17 protein-coding genes are annotated in these 22,902 nt (G+C 37.7%); 10 read left to right on the forward strand and 7 right to left on the reverse strand.

Annotated elements, in window-relative coordinates; genetic code table 11:
- On the forward strand, positions 1–1,045 hold a 1,045-nt coding region (locus tag RAO94_01955), incomplete at its 5' end, for a hypothetical protein (GenBank protein MDP8321094.1).
- Positions 1,046–1,387: 342 nt separating this feature from the next.
- Here RAO94_01955 and RAO94_01960 read toward each other — a convergent pair.
- The 3 genes from RAO94_01960 to RAO94_01970 all read right to left on the reverse strand — a co-directional run bounded on the left by RAO94_01960 (position 1,388) and on the right by RAO94_01970 (position 3,269).
- Entirely contained in the window at positions 1,388–1,657 is a 270-nt protein-coding gene (locus RAO94_01960; protein ID MDP8321095.1) for a hypothetical protein, read from the reverse strand.
- 12 nt (positions 1,658–1,669) lie between these two features.
- Positions 1,670–1,882: a hypothetical protein gene (locus RAO94_01965; GenBank protein MDP8321096.1), complete on the reverse strand. Its 213-nt coding sequence runs from the start codon at positions 1,880–1,882 to the stop codon at positions 1,670–1,672.
- A gap of 487 nt (positions 1,883–2,369) precedes the next feature.
- Positions 2,370–3,269: a hypothetical protein gene (locus RAO94_01970; protein MDP8321097.1), complete on the reverse strand. Its 900-nt coding sequence runs from the start codon at positions 3,267–3,269 to the stop codon at positions 2,370–2,372.
- A 297-nt stretch (positions 3,270–3,566) separates the two neighbouring features.
- Between RAO94_01970 and RAO94_01975 the strand changes: the two genes are divergently transcribed.
- Genes RAO94_01975 through RAO94_01990 form a run of 4 tightly spaced genes read left to right on the forward strand, consistent with a single transcriptional unit; the run spans position 3,567 to position 9,776 of the window.
- Positions 3,567–4,160, forward strand: a complete 594-nt coding sequence (locus tag RAO94_01975) for a PadR family transcriptional regulator (GenBank protein ID MDP8321098.1) — start codon at positions 3,567–3,569, stop codon at positions 4,158–4,160.
- Positions 4,157–5,491, forward strand: coding sequence for a TolC family protein (locus RAO94_01980; GenBank protein MDP8321099.1), 1,335 nt, complete (start codon positions 4,157–4,159; stop codon positions 5,489–5,491). Before RAO94_01975 ends, RAO94_01980 begins: the two co-directional genes overlap by 4 nt.
- Positions 5,491–6,585 carry an efflux RND transporter periplasmic adaptor subunit gene (locus tag RAO94_01985; GenBank protein ID MDP8321100.1) on the forward strand — a complete coding sequence of 365 codons (1,095 nt, stop codon included), beginning with the start codon at positions 5,491–5,493 and terminating at the stop codon, positions 6,583–6,585. Before RAO94_01980 ends, RAO94_01985 begins: the two co-directional genes overlap by 1 nt.
- A 14-nt stretch (positions 6,586–6,599) precedes the next feature.
- A complete protein-coding gene (locus tag RAO94_01990; GenBank protein ID MDP8321101.1) occupies positions 6,600–9,776 on the forward strand; it encodes an efflux RND transporter permease subunit in 3,177 nt (1,058 codons plus the stop codon).
- 872 nt (positions 9,777–10,648) lie between these two features.
- On the opposite strand, the gene RAO94_01995 is transcribed toward RAO94_01990, so the two are convergent.
- The gene (locus RAO94_01995) at positions 10,649–11,764 is read right to left on the reverse strand and encodes a methyltransferase (GenBank protein ID MDP8321102.1); all 1,116 of its coding nucleotides are present in this window, start codon (positions 11,762–11,764) and stop codon (positions 10,649–10,651) included.
- A gap of 5 nt (positions 11,765–11,769) precedes the next feature.
- The gene (locus tag RAO94_02000) at positions 11,770–12,603 is read right to left on the reverse strand and encodes a nitroreductase family protein (GenBank protein ID MDP8321103.1); all 834 of its coding nucleotides are present in this window, start codon (positions 12,601–12,603) and stop codon (positions 11,770–11,772) included.
- A gap of 149 nt (positions 12,604–12,752) precedes the next feature.
- On the opposite strand from RAO94_02000, the gene prxU reads away from it, so the two are divergent.
- The 5 genes from prxU to RAO94_02025 all read left to right on the forward strand — a co-directional run bounded on the left by prxU (position 12,753) and on the right by RAO94_02025 (position 20,924).
- A complete protein-coding gene (gene prxU, locus RAO94_02005) occupies positions 12,753–13,472 on the forward strand; it encodes a thioredoxin-dependent peroxiredoxin (protein MDP8321104.1) in 720 nt (239 codons plus the stop codon).
- A 795-nt stretch (positions 13,473–14,267) separates the two neighbouring features.
- Positions 14,268–17,909 carry a response regulator gene (locus tag RAO94_02010; protein ID MDP8321105.1) on the forward strand — a complete coding sequence of 1,214 codons (3,642 nt, stop codon included), beginning with the start codon at positions 14,268–14,270 and terminating at the stop codon, positions 17,907–17,909.
- Between the two features lie 8 nt (positions 17,910–17,917).
- Complete coding sequence (locus RAO94_02015; GenBank protein ID MDP8321106.1) at positions 17,918–18,772, forward strand: protein-glutamate O-methyltransferase CheR; 855 nt, start codon at positions 17,918–17,920, stop codon at positions 18,770–18,772.
- Between the two features lie 4 nt (positions 18,773–18,776).
- A complete protein-coding gene (locus RAO94_02020; GenBank protein MDP8321107.1) occupies positions 18,777–19,367 on the forward strand; it encodes a chemotaxis protein CheB in 591 nt (196 codons plus the stop codon).
- A gap of 18 nt (positions 19,368–19,385) precedes the next feature.
- The gene (locus RAO94_02025; protein ID MDP8321108.1) at positions 19,386–20,924 is read left to right on the forward strand and encodes a response regulator; all 1,539 of its coding nucleotides are present in this window, start codon (positions 19,386–19,388) and stop codon (positions 20,922–20,924) included.
- Positions 20,925–21,207: 283 nt separating this feature from the next.
- On the opposite strand, the gene RAO94_02030 is transcribed toward RAO94_02025, so the two are convergent.
- Together RAO94_02030 and RAO94_02035 are read right to left on the reverse strand one after the other, a co-directional pair.
- Positions 21,208–22,368: an ATP-binding protein gene (locus RAO94_02030; GenBank protein MDP8321109.1), complete on the reverse strand. Its 1,161-nt coding sequence runs from the start codon at positions 22,366–22,368 to the stop codon at positions 21,208–21,210.
- Between the two features lie 39 nt (positions 22,369–22,407).
- Complete coding sequence (locus RAO94_02035; protein ID MDP8321110.1) at positions 22,408–22,875, reverse strand: response regulator; 468 nt, start codon at positions 22,873–22,875, stop codon at positions 22,408–22,410.
- Positions 22,876–22,902: the final 27 nt, after the last annotated feature.

A 22,902-nucleotide genomic window follows, 5' to 3' on the forward strand; every position in this document is an offset into this window, starting at 1 on the left:
TCCTTTTATCCTTGAGGTAGAGAACCAAAGTGAAGTTTTGTTGAAAAGCTCTCATCCTTCCATTAAATATACCTACCAAGACAGGGACGAACCTCAGATTATTGAAAAAGATAAACTTTTAGAATTAATAAGTCAGGGAGAAAAACGTGCATTTTATATTCTAAATATTATTTTTGAAGTTGAAGCAAGGAAAATTCTGCAACCTGACACATTATTCATTGTTGATGATATAGCTGATTCTTTCGATTATAAAAATAAATACGCCATAATAGAATATTTAAGCGACATTTCTAAAGACGCTGACTTTAAAATTATTATTCTTACTCATAATTATGATTTCCATAGAACGGTTTGTGGTAGATTGGATATGACAAGAGAATATAAACTGATTTCAATCAAAAATAATACAGAAATATTTCTTGAAAAAGAGCACTATCAAAACGACCCTTTTAAAGTATGGAAAAATAATCTACATCAAAATAACTCTATGCTTATAGCTTCAATTCCTTTTGTCAGAAATCTTGCTGATTATATGGGTAATGATACTATTTACAATGAATTAACCTCATTATTACACATAAAATCCGGTACTAATAATTATGATATTGGAAATTTAGAAGATGCATTCTTGCGTATTATTGGAATTGCTAATAATCTCCCCAATCATTCGAGAAAAGTCATTGATTTGATTTTTTCCGAAGCTTCTATCATTTCTCAAAATACAGATAACTCAGTAAATCTAGAATATAAAATTGTTATGTCAATAGCAATTCGACTTAAAGCTGAACAATATATGATCAGTGAAATTAACGATCCGGTTTTTTTAGAAGAGATTAAACATAAAAGTAATCAAACCAGGAATCTATATAAAAAATTCATTGGATTATTTACTGATAAAATAAATGCTAAGAAAATCCTCCATAAAGTCAATCTAATGACACCAGAGAATATTCACCTTAATTCCTTCATGTTTGAACCAATATTGGATATGGATATTTTACATCTCCAAACACTCTATCAGGAGGTTATTGCTCTTTCAACATAATATCCTATTTTACTTATTGAATAATAATCTTATATATAGCCACTTCTCCGCAAAAAAAAAGATTCACCCTCCCATTATTCTGAGCCACTCTGTCAATTTTCTGCAATATTGGAATTTAGATTTATGCAATTTAAGAATTATTATGTTATTCTCGGCCATTTTATAGGATTATAGGTTATTAATTAAATAAAGTTTGAAATATAAATTGTAATAGTACATTTTTTCTTACTTGTGGCTCTTATGTAAAAGAATATTCGAAAATAAGCAGCTGTAAAATTACAATGTCCTTTGCAGCTGCTTATTTCATTTTAAGCAATCAAAACCAGGTATTTTAATTATTACTTATAAATTATCTTTCAACCAATTACTGGCTTTTTCACTAAATCCTATCCATGAAGTTGTACCGGCTAATTCTGTAACTAATAATTCGTCATTATTGTCCATATATTGATATAGATAATTTACAATATCTTTAGCCGTTGAATCACTTTTAATAATCCAGCATGAATCTAAATTATGCCACCAGGGTTTGAATTCTTTGATTGCATCAATTAGAGAAGAATAATCTTGACCAGGAGTATGTAGGTCATAACTTATTAGATATGTTTTCATATCAATTCCCTTTTACCCCAAGTTGTTTTTTTCAGTGTTATCTGGATCAGAAACAGGAGTCTTTATGTCATTGATAATTCTGATGTGATAATCTGGATAACGACCATTTTCGATTGCTTTAACAAATTCACTTCTTGTCATATCACGACCATTAAAGTTATCGTGAAATCTCTGGTTTCTACCTGTCTCACTTTCTTGAGTAACCGTAATTCTCGGTTTTTTCATTATTACCTCTTAAATTTTTTATTTCCGAATGAAACTATATCTATTCAAGATTGAAGTTGACTCCGAAAGTTAAAATATTTTTCTTGTTTTTGATCAAAAAATAGAAAACAAGCTAACTTCCGGTTGTGTCTATTAAGATTCAATCGGATGTTAGCAATCGATTAAATAGAGTGCTAATATTTGTCAAGATTAAAAAATTAGCAATTGTTATCATATTTTGCCAAATAATAGATTATTACGCCACAGTTAGTGGCTTAACTTACTTAATTACTGATAGATAACCTCGGTTTCAACATTAATATCAATAAATAATTAAGCTTATAAGAAAAATTATTTTTAAGCTTCTGGCGATCAGTTACTACCTCTGTCCGTCCAGAACTCATGTCCCGGGTTCGGTTCATCCCGATGTATCGGGACTAACTTAGATTGAGTTTCCTTGTAGGTTAATCATCTTGATTAACTAATAAATAGAACTTAATCAAGATGATTAAGCTACAATATTCTCCTTTGTGTAGAGATTAAACCCAGTTAAGCGCTGTTTTTTGTACCTCGCGGCTCTTTTATTCCATTCATCACGCTCTGATTGCGAAAGTGTTTGCCAATTTAGGGCAATTTCCTTTATCTTATTATTAAAATAGAGTGTCTGCGGGTTCACAATATGGTCATACCTTCGCCTGTGATAGAGCCAGGGATTTTCCCGCTTGTTATCTTTATAACTGTAATCCGGGACTTCATAGACCACTTCCTCGTGGTATTTCCCGGTGAGGGCAGTTACCCAGTTAACTTTGCTGCGCAGACCTCTGCGATAGGTCTTTATGCTCTCATATTCAGGTTCGGGCAGGCTCAGAATATGCTCCAGATTGGTAATCAGCCACGTGTCATAAGCAGTTTCCAGATCACCGGATGTGATGATAAAATTTCGCTGGCAGTATAATTCATCCTGAAAATAGCAATCCAGCCCGAATTCACCTTCCGCATGAAAGCCAAGTTTCACACTGGTGCGTGGTGCGATAATCTGATGAAATCCCATGGGCATGCCCTGCCAGAGCAATTCATAATCTCCCCGCTCACGCACATAAAATGCCGTCTCACCCAGGAATTTCTGCGCTCCGGGATGCAAAATATAGGGCGTGTAATAATTGAGTTTTTTGATCACAGATTTATAATCAGCCAGCCTGGGATTAGATACTGAGGCAGCATAACGCCTGATGGATTCATTTCTGATCACCAGCGGAGTCCGCTGATAATAGGATACCGGGTCATAGGGATAATGTTCTTGATCGCCATTTCGTTTGGTGCGATACACGATGCCTTCAAATTCGCCATGCACTTCAAAATTCCGCTGAACAAAATCGAGCACAGTCTTTCCTGTTAGATTTTTCATCATAACCACCTTATCTAAAACTATTTTATGATGCTTTTGCAAGCATCCCCCACCAATAAAATAACCAAAAACCGGATTTAGCCAAGAACAACTTAGCACAATCTAACAAAAAAATGTGAGTACGTGCTAAGTTGTTGTGGGAGATATGCAGATTATAGGAATTAAAGGAGTTATCTGACCCAAAGAGAGGTCGTGCTATAATAGATATTATTATAAAGTATAATATAGGACTTGACAATATTAGGCAGGGTTTTATTTTGATATTTGTCTTTTTATAGTAGATTATGTTGGAGGTAATAAATGAATAAAGTTGATTTAGCGGTATTGGGCTTTTTGATACGCATGCCTATGCATGGCTATCAGATAGCAGAGTTTTTTGAGAAGCGGGGAATTGAGTTCTGGATCAAGATCAAGATGCCCTCAGTATATAAAGCTTTGGGACGTCTGGAAGATAAGGGTCACCTCACAGGAGAAGTAAAGGTAGATGATAATAATCGAGCCAGAAAGGTATATTCTATCACAAATAGTGGCTGTAAATATTTTCATGAATTACTGGATGAGATATTTTTCTGTGAGAAGTTTACTTCCCCCTTTGATTTCTGGAACGCTTTCCGGTTCATTGATGGAAATGTGAGTAAGGAATACTTTATAAAGTTAATAAAGCATCGCCAGAAAATAATGAAAGATCATCATGATAAGATGAAGGACAAGCGTCTGGCAAATGAAGATCAATTTTCCGAGAGCAACATTCCCTTTTATCTGACCATGCTTATGGAGCACTTTCATAAATTTGGTGCAGCAGAATTTCAATTGCTTAATAATATTCTGGTAGCCACGGAGAAATTAGAAAATAATAAAATATTTAAAACAAATAGTAATGAGGATAACAAATGAAAAAGCTAATTTTTATCACATTAATTACCCTGTTAATAGCAAGTTTATCAGCCGTGGAAGTATTATCGCTTGATGATGCTCTCAAGATGGCAACGTCAAATAACCCGGAATTAAAAGCAGCTGAAAATAATATGAAAGCTGCTGAGAAATCAATGCAAAGCAGTTATCTGGCACTGGGACCTTCTGCCAGTCTAAGCGGCAGCAAAGTATATCTTGATCCCGGCAGTCAGACAATTGCAGGTACTATGGATGAGACTTCATCCTATGGCATTTCAGCCAGTCAACCTATCTTTAATGGTGGCAAAGTGTTATTATCAGCTCAAATTGCCAATAATACTTATAAGATACAGAAAACAAGCTACCAAAGCAAGCTTTTTGAAATTACGGCTGCTGTGGAGCAGAAATATTTTGCTGTGCAGGGTTTCCGTGAGCAGGTGAAAGCACTGGAAAAGAAACTTGAGCAGAGCACAACAAATCTGGAAATTGCCCATGCCAAGCGAGAGGCAGGATTATTTTCCAATGCAGAATATTTGCAAATGAGATCAGAGAAACTATCCTCAGAATTAGATTTGATGAACGTGCAGAATGCTTATGGGCTTGGTAAACTTGCGCTGGCGAATTACCTGGGCTATACTGAGAGTTTTGAGGTAGAAGAATTTGATATGTCATCATATCAGACTATAATGGAAACCTTGAAGCAATCAGATCCAGCCGCCCAGAAAGACCTGGAAAATCAATTGATAGAAATAGGTAAGAAACAAAATCCTACGATTGCGATTTCTCGGATAAGCATTGATACTGCAGAAAAAGCTAAAACAATGGCAGGTAGTAATCTATTACCTTCTTTAAATTTATCTTATTCCTATGACTGGTCAAACAGCAATCTTAATCAGGATTTTGATGGTAGTGGCAGTCTGGCACTGATAGCCTCCATGCCGATCTTCCCGCTGGCAGATAATGCGCTTGACTATCAATCTGCCCGTTATCAATTGAAAAGCTCGGAAAATAATTTTGATAACGCAGAAGATGGCATCATCCTGGCAATCCGCAGTTCCTACCTTAATCTAATTACCACAGCCCGTCAGGTGGAATCTGCTAAAGTAAACAATGAACTTGCCTGGGAAACCTGGAACCAGATGCGGGAAAGCTTTGAGCAGGGTTTGATCTCCAGCACTGATCTACTTAGTACAGAAGTGATGGTGATCAATTCTGATTATAATTATATCTCAGCCAGACAGGGCTTTCTGGAATCGATTTCCAGTTTGAAGAATCTTCTGGGAATGGATGATAAAGAGCAATTAATAAAATTAATAGAGAATATGGAGGAATAATGAAAAAGTATAATCTTAAAATACTTATCTTAGCTTTAACCATGATAATATTTTTTACTGGTTGTGGTAAAGGGCGACCAGGAGCTACAAAGAGCAACGTTAATAAAGTAGAAAAAGCCGTACCAGTCATGGTGCAAACCCTGGAATTAGCCGATCTGGATGAATTCGTGAGTTTCACTGCCATGCTGGAAGGGATAACTGATATTTATCTCACCAGTGAGAGCAGCGGAAAAGTGCTATCACTAAATAAAAAGCTGGGTGACTGGGTAAAGAAGGGCGAAACAATTGGTAAAATAGAAAACGACAGCTATTTAAATAATCTTGATCAGGCAAACGCCAGCCTGCTTTCAGCAGAAGCAGCCGTTGAACTGGCAAATATGCAATATGAATCCACAAAGAAATTATATGAAGCAGAAAAGGTATCACGGGGTACTTATATATCAGCTGAAAGCAGTTTAAAGCAGGCTCAAGCAGGATATGCCAGTGCACAGGCAATGCTGAAACACAATGAGCTGGCAGTAAAAAATGCCCAGTTTACCGCACCCGTTTCCGGATATATCAGTGATCTTAAACTGGAAGTTGGATCTTATATCGGTATGGGACAGCAGGTTTGCCGAATAGTGGATAACAGCAGACTGGTGATCAAAACGGGAATGGGAGAAAAGGACATTTCAGGAATAAAAACTGGTCAAAAGGTATATATCAACAGCGATTATTATGATAGCGAGATTGAAGGCAAGATCAGTGGAATAGGCATTGCTCCGATTAATGGCTCAGTGAATTATCCTGTAGAGATCGAATTGGATAATCCTGGGAAAACACTACTTCCTGGTATGGTTGTAACAGGTAAGATCCAGCGCGCATCATATAAACAGGTTCTTTATACTTCAATTAATAACCTTACTCAGGTATATGATAAATATATGGTTTACGTGATCAATAAAGATAACAGGGCAGAACAGCGATATATAGAGCCTGGCAAAAAAATCGAGCGAAATGTGATACTTGCCAGTGGAGTGAAACCCGGAGAACTCCTCGTTGTGGAAGGAGCAAATAGTCTGAATAACAATACTCTGGTCGAGATTAAAAAGTAAAATCAGGAGAAATTATGTCTTTAGCAAAATTTTCTGTAGATAACAAGATCCTGATAAATATGATCATGATCATAGTGTTCATCTATGGTATCTGGACAATGATAGATATACCTAAGGAAGAAGCTCCAGCGGTGGATTTCGGTGCCTATTATATCATAGTGACCTATCCGGGAGTATCACCGGCAGAAATGGAAAAGCTGGTAGTTAAAAAGATCGAAGATGAGATAGCTAATATTGATGATATTGATTATTACACTTCAACTTCCAGAGAAGGGATGGCTACAATTTTTATCAGTATGCTATCCGGAGCGGATATTGATCAGGGCTGGGATGATCTTAATACTGAGATGGAAAAAGTGAAAGGACTGCCCGATGGAGCTAATGATCCAATCCTGGTACGGCTTAATATGCGGGAAGTAAATGAGATATGTACAGTCGCCCTGGGCGGGGATTTCTCTGGAAATGCCATTAGAGAAATAGCAGATGACTTCAGGGATGATGTACTTGATATTAATTACGTATCCAAGGTGGAAATATCCGGCACGCGGGAGCGAGAGATCTGGATAGAAGCTAATGCTCACAAACTTGATAATTTTAATATCAGCCTTGGCGATATCATGAATGCAATCTCAATGCGAAACAGCAATACACCCGGCGGAACAATCAAATTTGGTCGAGTAGATTACCTGATCCGCAGTGTGGGAGAATATGATAATACCGTAGAGATCAGCAATCAGGTGATTGCCATGGATGATCAGGGCAGAGCAATCAGGATCGGTGACGTGGCAACTATCAAAGACACGCTGCAGGATCCGGTTACTATAGGTAAATTAAATGGAGAAACTGCCGTAAACGTTAATATCTATAAAAAAGGCGAAGGAAACATCATCAATGTGATGAAAGATGTCCGCACGCTGACAGTGAAATGGCAGAAGGAAATGCCGGAATTAAAAATACAGGTGCAAAATGATGGCTCAGTGCGCGTGCAGAATAGTATTAACACCCTTGGTATGAATGCCTTAATGGGAATTATTCTGGTATTTCTGGTGCTATTCTTCTTTATTGGCTGGCGAAATGCCTTGTTTGCTGCGTGGGGAATTCCTTTTTCCGTGATGCTCACATTTATCCTTATGCGTCAATTTGATATCACTATCAATAATCTGAGTTTATTTAGCTTAATACTGGTATTAGGAATGATAGTGGATGATGCCATAATTGTTTTGGAGAATGTGCATCGGTTCCGGGAAATGGGTTATAGCCGCGTGGAAGCAGCAATAGAGGGTACAAAACAGATAGCCTGGCCAGTTGTTTCAGCAGTATTAACTACTATTGCAGCATTTTCCATATTGCTTATGATGGGTGGAATGATGGGACAATTCATGCGGGTATTTCCTATCGTGATCTCTCTGGCTTTGATCTCATCATTATTTGAATGCCTGGTGATCCTGCCATCTCATATTGCAGAATTTGGCGAGAAGAAACTTAGAACCCATAAAGATGACAGTAAGGTGCAAACCTGGCTGATCAATACCTATCGAAAAACAATCACAGCAGCACTAAAGCATCGATTCAGAACTGTTGTGATCGTGGTCTTATCGATGATAGCTGCCATTGCCAGCATTGCCCTGGGAATGGTGAAATTTGAATTTTTCCCCAAAAGTAAGGATGACACTCTCATTGTGAAGATAGATTGTCCGGTGGGATATAATCTTGATAAAACCAATGAGATCGTCAGCCAATTCGAAGCATATATCTCCACCATGCCAGAGAAAGCAGATGTTGAAGCAGTGGTAACTAATATTGGTCAATACACAGAAAATCACCGCACCAAGATGGAAACAAATGTTGCTGAGGTAAAAGTTGATCTGGTTGAACTCGATAAAATGGAATTTACCCATGATGAAATTAAAAAGAGCCTTAGAACTTATCTTAATGTGCTGCCTGGGCTTTATTCCTATAAAATTGAAGAAAGTCAACATGGTCCTCCTACAGGTCAGGATATTGAGCTGAGAGTGGAAGGGGATGATCTGGACAGGTTGCAATATATAGGTGATTATCTGATCAGTGAATTAGAGAAAATACCCGGCACAGCAGATTTGGAAACCAGTTTTTATGAAGGTAAGAAAGAAGTTCAAATCTATCCTGATTATGATAAGATAGCGCTTTATGGACTTTCTATAAATAGCGTATCTACCCTTATAGCTCAGGCTTGTTATGGTATCCCTGTATCTAAATATCGTGGTGATGGAATGGAAGAATATGATATCATCGTAAAGATCAGAGAAGACCAGGTGGATATGGTAAATGAGCTGGAGAACCTGAAGCTCAGATCCAGGAGTGGTGATTTGATACCTCTGAAAGATGTTGCTGATCTGCGGATCACAGGCGGATATGCTCAAATAAGTCATCGTGATGGAAAAAGACTGATATCTGTAACCGGAAATGCTACTACTTATGTAGATGAGGCAGGAACCACAGTAAAAAGAACACCCGATGAGATCACCAGAATGCTGAAAGGAAATGATTTAACTGGTGAGACGGGGATATTATCTAATTTTAATCAGAACTTTACGGGCTATAACCTTGAATACGGTGGGTCAGCAGAAGAGCAGAAACAGGTTTATAATTCTCTCTATCTTGCAGGACTGATCGCACTTCTGATGATATTCACGATATTGGCAACCCAGTTTAAAAGCTATATTCAGCCACTTATTGTAATGTTCGCTATTCCATTTGGTTTGATCGGGGTAATTTTCGGGCTTATTGTTACGGGACTGCCATTTTCCATGATGACAATGATATCTGTGGTGGCTCTGGCAGGAATAGTGGTGAATGATTCACTTGTACTGGTAGATTTTGTAAACCGAGAAAGAGAACAGGGCACTGACCGGTGGAATTCATTGATCAATGCGGGAGTTATTAGATTTCGTCCCATTATGATGACCACAATAACCACAATAGCAGGGTTTATGCCCATAATATTTTCCACTTCAGATACAATCAGTGATTACAAGCCAATGGCAGTGAGTATTGCTTTTGGACTGGCATTTGCCACCCTGCTAACGCTACTGGTGATCCCGGTTATATATTCAATTCTGGATTCGATATTTTTCCGTCTGAAAATGACTCGTTTTCAGGATGGTCATAAATCTCGGGAAGAATGCCTTGATTGCCCGGAAGAAAAGAAATAAACTTTAACTATAATAACTAATATAAACAGGCGGTTGATCTTATCAACCGCCTGTTCTTTAAATCTGGCATCTCCTGTTTTTCTAAATACTGACATAGGTATCTAATTATTATAGAGCGGGTTAGCACATCCTTGGCATGGGTGTTTTTCACTCTGATTAATGCCAGATTTCAATCTGGTGAAAGAGCAAAATAAAAGAATATTAAGTGGCTTCAGCCACTTCTAAACAATATAATGCTGATCACTATATGAATTATTGTAAACTTCATTTACATAGAAGTCCTATAGTTTGGACATTTACTATACATCTCATTAACCACCAACTTTAGTTGGTGGTAATTATGTACATACGATAATGTAGTCACTTCAGTGACTTCTCTATATATTTCATGTTATTACGAGAACATCTAACATACATTATTATTTTATTTTTGTGTAAAGTGGCTAAAGCCACTACTTTCTGCAAGCTCTTGTTGACCACCAAATGAATTTGGTGGTTAATGAGAAGGGTAAATTATTATATTACAGATATTAAGCATATTTCAATATTTGGCTTAACAACATTATAAGAGCTGAAAAATATTGAATTTTAGTAAAATGTCCAAACTCCAGGACCACCAAATGAATTTGGTGGTTAATGAGAGTGATAACTTATTATATAACAATTATATTTGATTGGTGGGAAGTGGCTAAAGCCACTATTTTATGTTAGCTCCTGTTGACCACCAACTGAAGTTGGTGGTTAATGAGAATGATTTTCCTGCTACTTTTTGCAGCCAGCATTACAATAAATTCCTGGGGGGATGCTAACTGTTCTTTAAATAACTTAACCGACCATTGCGAAGGCTTTCAGCCATTCGCAAGGTCTGGATTTTATCTTATACCGATGAGGATATTATAGCCATGATGTTTGATCACTTCACAATTACCAAATTTATCCTTAATAATCTCCTTTAATTTTTGGGGATTCTTAGCTACAAACCAGGCTTTACTACCTTTCAGAAGGTTTGCATGGGCGGCTTCGACAAATATACCTGCTATCCTGAAATCAGAGAAATAGGGTGGATTGCCGACAAACACCTGACATTTATGGGGGGCATTAAAACCTGAAGCGCTCAGGATTGTCTGGTAACTGGCAATATTATTGTTCTGGCAATTATATTCAGTTGCCTTGATAGCACGGCTGTTTGAGTCCACAAAATACACTTTTTTCAACTTCTTCATTTTAGCTAAAGCAATACCGATTGAGCCTATTCCGCAGCCCATATCAATCAACGAATCACCGTCTTGAATTTCCACATTTTCCATCAGAGCTTTTGCCCCATCATCAAAGCGATGATGAGCAAAGACGCCGGGATATGAACGATAAGCTATGCTGTGTCCATCATCATTGGAGAATACAAAATCAGCCCGATAATCCAGGTATTCTACGGCATTATTCTTCTTTTTACCGATCAGAACGAGCCCTTTTTCATTAAGATTATCAATTGTGGCACCACCAAAGAGTTCCTGCATCTTTTCTGTGATAATCTTTTCTTTCTTTTCCATCGCCAGCCAGAGTTTTCCATTTTTCTTTAAAGCGGCATGGCATTGCTGAACCAGATCCAGCACAAATTCTTTCACGAGATTAGCCTGGGTCTGCTGATAAAACACAGCATCAAATTTACCTTCAATATCAGCCTGGCAGATCACTTTTGGTCTTGAAACTTCGTTATGGCTTAGATTATGCTCTATTTTGTCACTATGGAATATATCAATGTTCTGGATGACGATTTCAGCTTCCGGGAATAGATCAGATGCTATCATGCCAATCACACCAGTACGATTTTCCAGAATAAGAATCCGTTTGGGTTCTTTGACCCCTGGCAGCTTTTTGATCAGTCTCTTTTCGGTTTCATTTAAGCCAGACCTGGAATATACTTCATATTCGAAGTCCAGGAACTTCTCGAGTCGATTATCCTTAAAATACTTGTTTATATATATCTTCATATATCCTACACGGATTTTACAAATTGCGAGATATCTCTGCGAGCAGGGAGCTCTTTGAATTCATCAGGAAAGCCTAATGGCGTAAGGCAGGTCACATAATCCTCTAAGGGAATATCAAGCAATTCCTTCACCTCTACCCTATCCATATCGGTTATCCAGCAGGTACCCAGTCCCTGACTGTGAGCTGCAAGCAAAAGATAGGTGGCAGCAATATCAGCATCCTGCTGAATGCGCTTTGTTTCCGGAGTGCAGCAGACGGCAATAGCTATAGGAGCTTCTGAAAGTGGAGAAGTGGAATTTCCCCGGACTTTTGCCAGTTGCTTGATCTTGGTGCGGTTATCTGTGATCACATAGTAATATTTCTGGCGATTCATGCTGGTGGGAGAATACCGGCAAAGTTCAAATACTTTATTGATCAATTCTTTGGAGGGCATTTCTGGCAGGTATTTTCTGATGCTACGTCTATTCATCAGGTTTTTACTGGCAGTGATATATTCATTCATTTTGCTTTCAAATCTTTGAAATTCAATAACTCTTCCTTCCGGGTCACGACAGAAGAAATGATAAATATCATACTCGGGATTATAGCGTGGAGGTTTTTCAGCAGTACCGGAGAATTTGTTATACATGGCATCTACTTCTTCTCTTGTATCATAGAAGAAAGTAATAATCCCTTCAGTTTCAGATTCTTCCCGCTGGCAGAATCCCAAAAGCAAATTACCAGATTTGAAAATTCTGCAAGCCCCTTGATCCAGCCAAAGGTTCATACCTACATCTTCAAGATAAAATTTACTCACTTCTTCAAGACGAGTAGTCCGAATAAAAGTCAAACCAGACATCAAAACCCCCTTTTTATTCTCTAAGTACTTCAATATTCTATCCCAATTATTTGTCCAGTAAACTATTTCACTTGTGAATTATAGTAATTTCCTTTGACAAAAAAACACGAGAATGACTTTTTTAAATAGTAATAGAAGGAGGTAAAAACATGGAAGAAGAATTAGATGTTGGCTGTACTCGACCAGAAAGCGAAATTTCTGAAGAACCTCAAGAGCAGCAGACGCAAACTGTAATGGAAACAAAAAAGGAGGTAAGCATGATCAAGGTTGGACAAAAAATGCCGGAATTCTCGGCACCCGCATACCATAAAGGTAAATTTATCCAGGTGAAACTATCAGACTATCTGGGGAAATGGATCGTACTGTGTTTTTACCCGGGTGATTTCACATTCGTGTGAGCTACAGAAGTCTCAGCAGTTGCTGAGAAGTATCCTGAGTTCCAGAAACTCGGTGTAGAAGTATTTTCTGTGAGTGTTGATAGTATATTTGTGCATAAAATGTGGAATGATAATGAGCTTTCCAAAATGGTGAAAGGCGGAATCCCCTATCCAATGATCTCAGATGGCGGAGGAAAAATCGGTACTCTTTATGGAGTATATGATGAAAAGGGTGGCACGGAAACCCGTGGACGCTTCCTGATAGATCCTGATGGAATTATCCAGGGATTTGAGGTACTCACTCCCCCAGTAGGCAGAAATGTATCAGAAACCATTCGCCAGATCCAGGCATTCCAGTTAGTGCGAGAAAGCAAAGGTACTCAGGCAACTCCTTCTGGCTGGAAACCCGGAAAAGTGACTTTGAAACCAAGTCCGGACTTAGTTGGTAACGTCTGGAAGGTGTGGACTACTGATAAAGCATTTGATGATTAAATAAACAATAAGATTTTTAGTGATCTAAAGCCATTTCAAATGAAATGGCTTTTTTTGTGATTTATCTGTTTATTGGTTAATTGCAAGGAGAAAGTAGTTTTCACAAGTAAAAAAACCGAAATAGGGTAAATATATTCAAAAAAGGGGCAAAAATGCAATGTTAAGTAATGTTGAATTTTGAGTTTTGAATTTTGAATGAGATTAAATGTAGTGTAATCAGGCAAATTCTGACAAGAAAGTTAAATATAGGGGTATGTATCTTCGAAAAGCGCGAAAAGAGTGACCAGGGGAGGTTAAACATATACTACTCAATTAATTCGGCGGTCACATTTTAGTCACATTTGGTCACATTTGGTCACATTTGGTCACATTTCTCAATTTAAAACTCTTGATTGCGGTGGTACACTTTTCAGAGCTAATCCAGCAACTCAATGTATAAAAAGTTAAAATCTGGCATTCAACTGATTTTTATATTCAAACCTAACTAAGCATCACATTGGAAATAATTTATGTTAAAGGGTGGGGGCAACCATCCGGGAGGTTTACTTGCCTTGGGCATAGTCTTCGACCCATGCCATAGGCAGACAGGCATCCAGGAGGTTTAAGATGATTGACCTACAAATGAAGAAAATAATCCACTACAAAATAAAAATAAGGGGTATATATCAAATCAAAATAAAAATATTGACAGGAATAAAATAATTTTTGTTTCCTGGTATTGATAATAAGAATGTATTTTATTTAGAAAAATATAATGTTTTGATTGATAGGCAGTAAGTCAATAAAGGAGGGTACTTGAATTTACTAAAAAATATGTCAATTAAAAGCAAAATGCTCTTTGTAGTCCTGGTTGTGATATTCTTTGATATAATATCCGTTTTTGACATGTATTTTATAGAGCATATAAATTCTAACTTAAATGAAATAGTAGATTCAGAATCCCAGAAGATCATCCTTGTCTATCAAGTGAAGGGGCATCTGGCAGAAGTGAACCGCATCGAGAAGAATCTATTAATAGTCACTACTAAAGCCGAAATGGGCAGTTTAAATGCAATTTCTTTACGTAATGAGACAGAATTAGGGCAGAAATTATCGCAATTACGGAATATGAAATTACAGGAGAGCAATCAAATACTGATAAATGAATTTGAGATAGCGTGGAAAACTTATATAGAATTGCTGAATCAAATCGATAAACTCATCAAAGGACTCACAAGCGGAGCAACTGATGATTATAATCTAACTAGCCTACCTGATTATAATAAAATATACTCTGAAGCAGTATCGCTATCCAAAAATGAGGTAGGGACAGCTTATGGGAAGACTTCACTATTAATGGATGAAGTAGTAACGAATGTTGTAGAAGAATTGTCAAAACGGAAGTTAGAGAGTGACAGGAATTCACACCGTGCAATATTAATCGCGATATTTTTATCGGCGTTAAGCATTTTGATAGGTCTATATGTGGGAATATCAATAACTAGATCGATAGCTACAGGATTGATCACTATGGTGAATGCGACAGATAATATTGCAAAGGGTGACTTGGAAACATTGATCGAAATCAAGAGCAACGATGAGATAGGCAAACTTGCAGAAGCCACCCAGAGAATGCAGATATCACTTCAAGCGGCAAGTAAACAGGCATCTTCTCAGGACTGGATAAAAACCGGGCTAATGAAATTAAATGAAGTAATTCAGGGAGAATTGGAATTAACCGAGATCAGTAATAAGATAATAACAGAGATAGCCAATTATCTTGAGGCAAAAATCGGGGCTATTTATCTAACGGATACGCAGGAAAACAGTCTTACTTTGAAGCTTACAGGCAGCTATGCTTATCAGCAGCGGAAAAATCTTTCCAACAGGTTTAGATCAGGGGAAGGGCTTGTAGGTCAAGCGGCGTTGGAAAAGACAGCAATAGTGATCAAGAATGTGCCGGAAGATTATATAAAGATAACTTCGGGACTTGGAGAAAGTCTCCCGCAATATATCTGCGTGATACCCTTCCTGTTTGAGAATAGAGTAGAAGGCGTACTTGAGATAGGAACCCTGCATGAGCTAAATACCCGACAGCTTGAATATCTGGATCAGGCAGTGGGAATAATAGCCATAAATATCGAGACAGCGAGGAATCGAGACGAACTTGCCAGTGCCCTTGAGAAGGCACAAATGCTAACAGAAGAATTGCAGAGTCAACAGGAAGAGCTGAAAACAACTAATGAAGAGCTGGAGGAACAGACGGTACTTTTGCAGCAATCAGAGGAAAGATTAAAAGCACAGCAGGAGGAATTAGAAGTATCTAATGAGGAACTGGAGGAGAAAAACGAGTCGCTGCAAAGGCAGAAGCGTGAAATCGAAGAAGCAAGAAAAGAAGTTGAACAAAAAGCAGAACAGCTGACAATAGCCAGTAAATATAAATCAGAGTTTCTGGCTAATATGTCACATGAACTGCGAACACCATTGAACAGTCTCTTGATCCTATCGAGTATGTTAGCCGATAATAAGGAAGGAAATTTAACAGATAGCCAGCAGGAATCAGCGGAAGTGATCAATAAAAGTGGCAAGGATCTTTTGCAATTGATCAATGAGATATTAGATCTATCAAAAATAGAAGCTGGCAGAATGGATATAAATATAGAGAAGATACCAATACAAGAAATAGCAGACAGCATCAGGAATAATTTTAAGCACATGCTGGATGAAAAGGGTTTAGCATTTGAGATCAAAATTGATTCCAGAGTTCCCGAATATATCATGAACGACAATCAGCGGTTACACCAGATAATCAAGAACCTGATGTCAAATGCCATCAAGTTTACAAAGCAGGGCGGAATAACAGTAGAGATAAAGCTTCCAGCAGAAAACACAAAATTCACAAAGTCTGGATTACAGGCTGCTAAGAGTTTTGCAATATCAATCACTGACAGCGGTATAGGAATTCCAGTTGAGAAGCAACTGATAATATTTGAAGCATTTCAGCAGGCAGAAGGAGGAACATCGCGAGAATATGGAGGAACGGGACTGGGACTCTCGATATCAAGAGAGTTGAGCATGTTATTAGGAGGAGAGATACATCTTGTCAGCACCAAAGGAAAGGGTTCAACCTTTACACTCTATCTGCCAATACATCTGGAATCCCCACCAACGATGATAAGTTCAAAATCAAAATCCTCAGTCACACCATACAATGATTTTCACAAATACAAACCGCTGCCGCGAAGCGAAATAACGCTGGCAGATGACCGTGACAAATTAGATGAAGATAAGCAAAGCATTTTAATAATTGAAGACGACACAAAATTTGCCAAGCTGCTGCTTGATCAGTGCCGGGAGAAAGGCTTTTCGGGATTAACTGCAGTGACCGGAGAAGCGGGTTTAGAATTAGCAGCAAAATATCAGCCTTCGGCAATAATCCTTGACTTGCATTTACCAGGGATAGACGGCTGGGCAGTATTGGATACATTAAAAAATGATGCTGCGACCAGGCATATACCGGTGCACATCATGTCCGTGGAAGATTCCACAATAGAGGCATTCAGAAAGGGTGCCATAGGTTATTTGACCAAGCCAGTAAAGAAAGAGGAATTAGATGAAGCCTTTTTGAGACTTGAAGGAATGTTTAGCAGACGAATCAAAGATTTGCTGATAGTAGAGGATAATAAAAATCTACGAGACAGTATAGTAAAATTAATCGGTAATGGAGATGTACACTGCCACGAAGCAGAAACTGGCAGCGAAGTTATATCAGAACTGCAGTCACACAGATATGACTGCATGATCCTTGATCTGGGTTTGCCCGATATGACAGGATTTGAGCTTTTGAAGACTTTAGAGCAAACAAACGCGGTAATACCACCGGTTATTGTATATACCGGAAAAGAGCTATCCAGAGAAGAAGAATTGGAACTGCATAATTATGCAGAATCCATCATAATCAAAGGAGTGAAATCTCAGGAAAGACTACTTGATGAAACATCATTGTTTTTACATAGAATGGTGGATAAACTACCCGAGCAAAAAAGAAAAATGATCGCGAATCTGCATGATACTGAAGTGATTTTCAAAGATAAGAAAATATTAATCGTAGATGACGACATGAGAAATGTATTTGCCTTATCCAAAATATTAAGTGATAAGGGATTTAATCTTCTCAAGGCAGAGAATGGATTAAAGGCATTAGCGATTTTGAAGACAGAGACGGATGTTGACCTGGTATTAATGGATATCATGATGCCTGAAATGGATGGTTATGAAGCCATAAGAAGAATCAGAGCACAGGAGCGGTATAGTAAACTGCCCATAATCGCCTTGACGGCGAAAGCTATGAAAAAGGATTATGAAGATTCTATAGCAGCGGGAGCAAGTGATTATATGTCAAAGCCGGTCGATATCACCAGATTGTTTTCCATGCTGCGTGTCTGGCTATACAGGTAACAAATATTATGCGGGAAAATGAAATCGAGAGTCTGGAAATAACTCTGATATTAGATGCGATATACAGCAGGTATGGATATGATTTTAGAGACTATGCCCGAGCCTCTATGGAACGAAGAGTAAAACACTATCAGAAAAAATCTGGTTATAAATCAATATCGGAGATGATACCCAGGTTATTACATGATGAAACATTTTTTCAGTCACTGATTCACGAATTTTCAATCACAGTAACCGAGATGTTTCGCGATCCGGGAGAGTATCGGGTAATCAAGGAAAAAGTGATCCCTATATTAAAAACATATCCCTATATCAAAGTCTGGCATGCGGGTTGTGCCACAGGAGAAGAAGTATATTCACTGGCAATATTACTTGAGGAAGCTGGACTATACAAGAAAACTACCATCTTCGCAACTGATTTTAATGATGAGGTACTGGAAACTGCAAGACAGGGCATATATAAACTGGATAATATCCAGCAGTGTACAAAGAATTATCAACAGTCTGGTGGCAGTGAATCTTTTTCACAATACTATCATGCTAAATATGAGTCCATAGTAATGGATAAGTCATTGAAAAAGAATATCACATTTGCAAATCACAATCTGGCTTCAGACTTTACATTTAGCGAGATGAACCTGATTTTGTGTCGTAATGTGATGATCTATTTTAACGCAAATCTTCAGAATCGAGCATTAAATCTGTTTGATGATAGTCTTTTACAGGGCGGATTCCTGTGTTTGGGTAATAAGGAAAGTTTGATGTTCTGGGACGGGAATAAAAAATACCATGCGGTAGAGGGTAATTCAAAAATATATCGCAAGCTGTATTTACAGGAGGAGTTATCTAAACTCAGCAGGTAACAATATGAATGAAAAATCATACAAAGCCATAGTCATAGGAGTATCCGCGGGAGGCATGAAGGCATTAATAAAAATATTTTCGTTTCTTCCGGCTGATTTCAGTCTGCCCATTTTAGTAACGCAGCATCTTGCTCCATCAGAGGATAGCTATCTGGCGAACCTGCTCAATAAAATATCTCAACTTAGTGTCAAAGAAGCAATCGATAAGGAAAAAATCAAACCAGGAATAATTTATCTTGCCCCGCCAAATTATCACCTTTTGGTCGAGAGAAAAAAAACGATTTCTCTCTCAATTGATGAGAAGGTTAATTATTCACGTCCATCTATAGATGTATTGTTTGAAAGTGCTGCTAATGCCTGGGGAGATAAATTGATAGGGATTATTCTGACCGGTTCTAATTCTGATGGTACGATGGGGATGAAAAAGATCAAAGAAAGCGGAGGATTTACAATAGCAGAAGAGCCATCGACAGCAGAATTTTCTGTGATGCCCAAATCGGCAATAGATATTGGAGTAATAGACGAGGTGTTACCACTGGAGCAAATAGGGGAATTAATAATAAAACTCTCAAATATAAAGAATACTGCTTTATAGCAAGAATAGGAGTAAGTTATGAGTGATAGACAGAAAATATTGATCGTGGATGATAAGCGGGAAAATCTGATAGCTCTGGAGCAGGTTCTGCAGGAACTTGACGTAGAGATAATTTCCGTCAGCAGTGGCAATGAAGCTTTGAAAGCGACCCTCAACCATGAGTTTGCCTTGGCAATCCTCGATGTGCAAATGCCGGAGATGGATGGATATGAGTTAGCAGAATATTTGAGAAATGAACAACTTACAAAACACCTGCCCATGATCTTTCTTTCAGCAATTTATTCAGATGAATTACATGTATTTAAGGGTTATGAAGCAGGAGGAGTCGATTTTGTAACCAAACCCTATAATCCATTTTACCTGAACAGTAAAGTAAAAGTGTTTTTGCAGCTTGATAAGCAAAAGAAGGAATTACTGGATAAGATAGAACTGGAGAAATCAAGGAATTACCTGGAAAGCATCCTGATGTCAGTTAATGATTCGATAGTAGTATTTTCTCTGGATGGTAAAATCAAGACTGTTAATAACGCTGCCGTAAATTTGTGGGGTTATAAATTTGAAGAAATGGTCGGTTCCAATGATTTAAAATTATTCACAAATGATCTATATACTCCCTGGCTGAATACATTAAATGAAAATAATAGTTCCTCAGACAAAAACAATTTCACCTTTAATAAAATAGAAGCAGTGATCATCAGGAAAGATGGCAATGAAGTACCTGCTTTGATATCAAGCTCAGCTTTGATAAATCGCAATGGAGCAATCCAGGGAGCTGTTCTGGTAGCAGTAGATATCACTGATCGAAAGATAGCCGAGCTTAAAATACATCAATTGAATGATGAATTGGAAGATAGAGTGAAGGAACGCACACACCAGTTAGAAATATCAATCAAAGATATGGAATCGTTTTCTTATACTGTCTCACATGACTTGAAAGCCCCGCTACGAGCGATATCTGGTTTTACTTATGCTTTATATGAAGATTATTTTGAGAGATTAGACGATGAAGGTAAAGGCATGATCAAAATTATCGTAGATAGCACCCGTAAAATGGGCGAGTTAATTGAGGATTTGTTGGAATTTTCTCGCTTAGGCAGGCAAAATATTGTCAAAACTCAGATAGATATGAATAAATTATTTACATCCGTGTATGAAGAACAAAAATCTTTAGCTTCTGAGCAAAAAATAGATTTTGTCTGTCACTCTTTGCTTCCAATAGCAGCAGATGAATCACTTTTAAAGCACGTAATATCCAATTTACTAGCAAATGCCATAAAATTCACGAATCTCAGAGACCCAGCAAAAATTGAAGTTGGTTGTTATAAAGAAGAACAGCAGGTAGTCTATTTTGTTAAAGATAATGGGATTGGATTTGATGATCAATATTCCCAGAAATTGTTCATAGTGTTTCAGAGGTTACAAAATTCCGAGAACTATGAGGGTACTGGCGTGGGATTAGCAATAGTAGATAAAGTGATCCATAAGCACGATGGAAAAGTTTGGGCAGAAGCAGAAGAGGATAAGGGAGCTACATTTTACTTCTCTCTGCCAGAATAAATAAAAACATCAGTAATTCAGGTAAAATCATCAATTGATGTAGAAATAATAGTCCATTTCTACAGTAATAGATTAAAAGGGGGTTAACCATGAGAAAAAGCCTTCTTCAATCCTTGGAAAGAAATAAAGAAGCTAACTATTTAGGGAGTAAGCAAAATCAGTCGGTATAGTTTTCATATCTGTGTTGATCAGCGTTATCAGTGTCATCAGTGTTCTATTCTTTGTTCTCTGTTCGACCATTGCGAAGGTGCAGGCACCATTCGCAAGGTCTTGGTTTGGGATATTACTTTAGTTCTATTCTGAAGGTGGTGCTTTTATCTGTGCTACTTACGGTTAATCTGCCACCCATATTTTTTTCTATTAAATTTTTGGCAACATACAAGCCAACACCAGTACCTTTACCCTTCTTGGTTGTGTAATAGGGTTCAAATATTTTTGGAAGGTTTTCTGGTGATATACCTCCAGCCCTATCTTCCACTGTGAGAACTGATTTATCATTATCCATGAATACTTTTATCTTCACAATCCGTTCCGAATTCTCAATATTTCGCTCTTTTATCACTTCTCTGGCATTATTGATAATATTAAGAAAAGCCTGGGAATATTCATTGGGATAGCCAGTTGCAGTGCAATTTTTCTCAAAATCCAGTTCAATTCTTACCATATCTGCTTCAAAACTGAACTCAACAAAACCGATAGATTTTTCTACAAGGGTATGCAGATCAAAAATCTGCATTTGCTTTCCAGGCAGAAAATATTCTCTGAAATCATCAATGGTCCTGGCCAGAAAATTAATAAGTTCAATACTTAAATTTACCTTTTCATCGAATTTTTGGGGTGTGAGTTCATCAAAGTCATAAGCATCTTTGATCGTCTGAATGATCATACTCAAAGAATTCAGGGGTTGTTTCCACTGGTTTGCGATATTGCTGACCATCTCACCGGTGAGTATCTGCTGAGATTGCGAAATGAGTGAAGAATCTTTTTCCATCATCATTTTTACGGTATTAGCTACCTGCTGTTCAAGATTATTTTTCAATCTCCTGAGTTCTTTATTAGATTTTCTCAGTTTTTCTTCTATTTGATACCTGGCAATTGCATAACGTATTGCCTGCACCATACTGTTACCATCAAATTGCCCTTTAACAAGGTAATCCTGAGCACCTTCATTGATAGCCTGCATACCTGTTTCCTGATCATTCAATCCCGTCACAATCAATACCGGCAGATCAATTCTGAGAACTCTGAAGGCTCGATAAGTATCTATACCCCGGGAAGTAATAAGTCCCAGATCCATTATCACTATCGAAAAATCCTGCTCAGTAAAAACATCTCTGGCTTCTTCCAGAGAATAAACTGATGTGAGATCATAATAAAAATTCTCAACATCACTTAAATATGCATCAAGCAATTCAATATCTGCTATATCGTCTTCGATAAGCAATATCTTTACTTTTTCTTGCGAATAATTTTCCATAGCTGCCTATATTTTTGTAGGTAATTTGACCACAGTAAACCAGAAATTTTCAACAGTCTGAACTACTTTTTGAAATTCATCCAATCCAACAGGTTTCTTCACATAACAATTTGCCCCGCTTGTGTAAGTACCCACAATATCTTTATCTGCATCGGAAGTTGTGAGTATTACCACAGGGGTCCGTTTTAATTCAGGGTCATCCTTGATCTCCTGCAAAGTTACTCTGCCATCCTTCCGGGGCATATTTAGATCAAGAAAAATCAGGTCAGGAGTAATAGCATTTTCATACTTTCCGTGTTTGCGAAGATATTCCATGCACTCTACCCCATCCTTAACTGTATTGATGTTAAGTTTGATCTTGGACAATTCAAGTACTTCCAGTGTTAAATCTATATCTCCCTGATCATCATCCACCAGCAATATCTCTATCATAGTAGCATTAGTCATTTTCCCTTCCTTTTCTTTTATCTTCATAGATTTTTATATATGTATCATTTTTTT

Source organism: Candidatus Stygibacter australis, from assembly GCA_030765845.1.
GTDB lineage: Bacteria > Cloacimonadota > Cloacimonadia > Cloacimonadales > TCS61 > Stygibacter > Stygibacter australis.

Bases quoted from the DNA above. Each gene is read 5' to 3' on its own strand.
- RAO94_01965 (MDP8321096.1), bottom strand. From the start codon at position 1,882: ATGAAAAAACCGAGAATTACGGTTACTCAAGAAAGTGAGACAGGTAGA.
- RAO94_01995 (MDP8321102.1), bottom strand. From the start codon at position 11,764: ATGAAGATATATATAAACAAGTATTTTAAGGATAATCGACTCGAGAAG.
- RAO94_02025 (MDP8321108.1), top strand. From the start codon at position 19,386: ATGAGTGATAGACAGAAAATATTGATCGTGGATGATAAGCGGGAAAAT.
- RAO94_01970 (MDP8321097.1), bottom strand. From the start codon at position 3,269: ATGATGAAAAATCTAACAGGAAAGACTGTGCTCGATTTTGTTCAGCGG.
- RAO94_02035 (MDP8321110.1), bottom strand. From the start codon at position 22,875: ATGAAGATAAAAGAAAAGGAAGGGAAAATGACTAATGCTACTATGATA.
- RAO94_01975 (MDP8321098.1), top strand. From the start codon at position 3,567: ATGAATAAAGTTGATTTAGCGGTATTGGGCTTTTTGATACGCATGCCT.
- RAO94_01990 (MDP8321101.1), top strand. From the start codon at position 6,600: ATGTCTTTAGCAAAATTTTCTGTAGATAACAAGATCCTGATAAATATG.
- RAO94_01980 (MDP8321099.1), top strand. From the start codon at position 4,157: ATGAAAAAGCTAATTTTTATCACATTAATTACCCTGTTAATAGCAAGT.
- RAO94_02000 (MDP8321103.1), bottom strand. From the start codon at position 12,603: ATGTCTGGTTTGACTTTTATTCGGACTACTCGTCTTGAAGAAGTGAGT.
- RAO94_02020 (MDP8321107.1), top strand. From the start codon at position 18,777: ATGAATGAAAAATCATACAAAGCCATAGTCATAGGAGTATCCGCGGGA.
- RAO94_01985 (MDP8321100.1), top strand. From the start codon at position 5,491: ATGAAAAAGTATAATCTTAAAATACTTATCTTAGCTTTAACCATGATA.
- RAO94_01960 (MDP8321095.1), bottom strand. From the start codon at position 1,657: ATGAAAACATATCTAATAAGTTATGACCTACATACTCCTGGTCAAGAT.
- RAO94_02015 (MDP8321106.1), top strand. From the start codon at position 17,918: ATGCGGGAAAATGAAATCGAGAGTCTGGAAATAACTCTGATATTAGAT.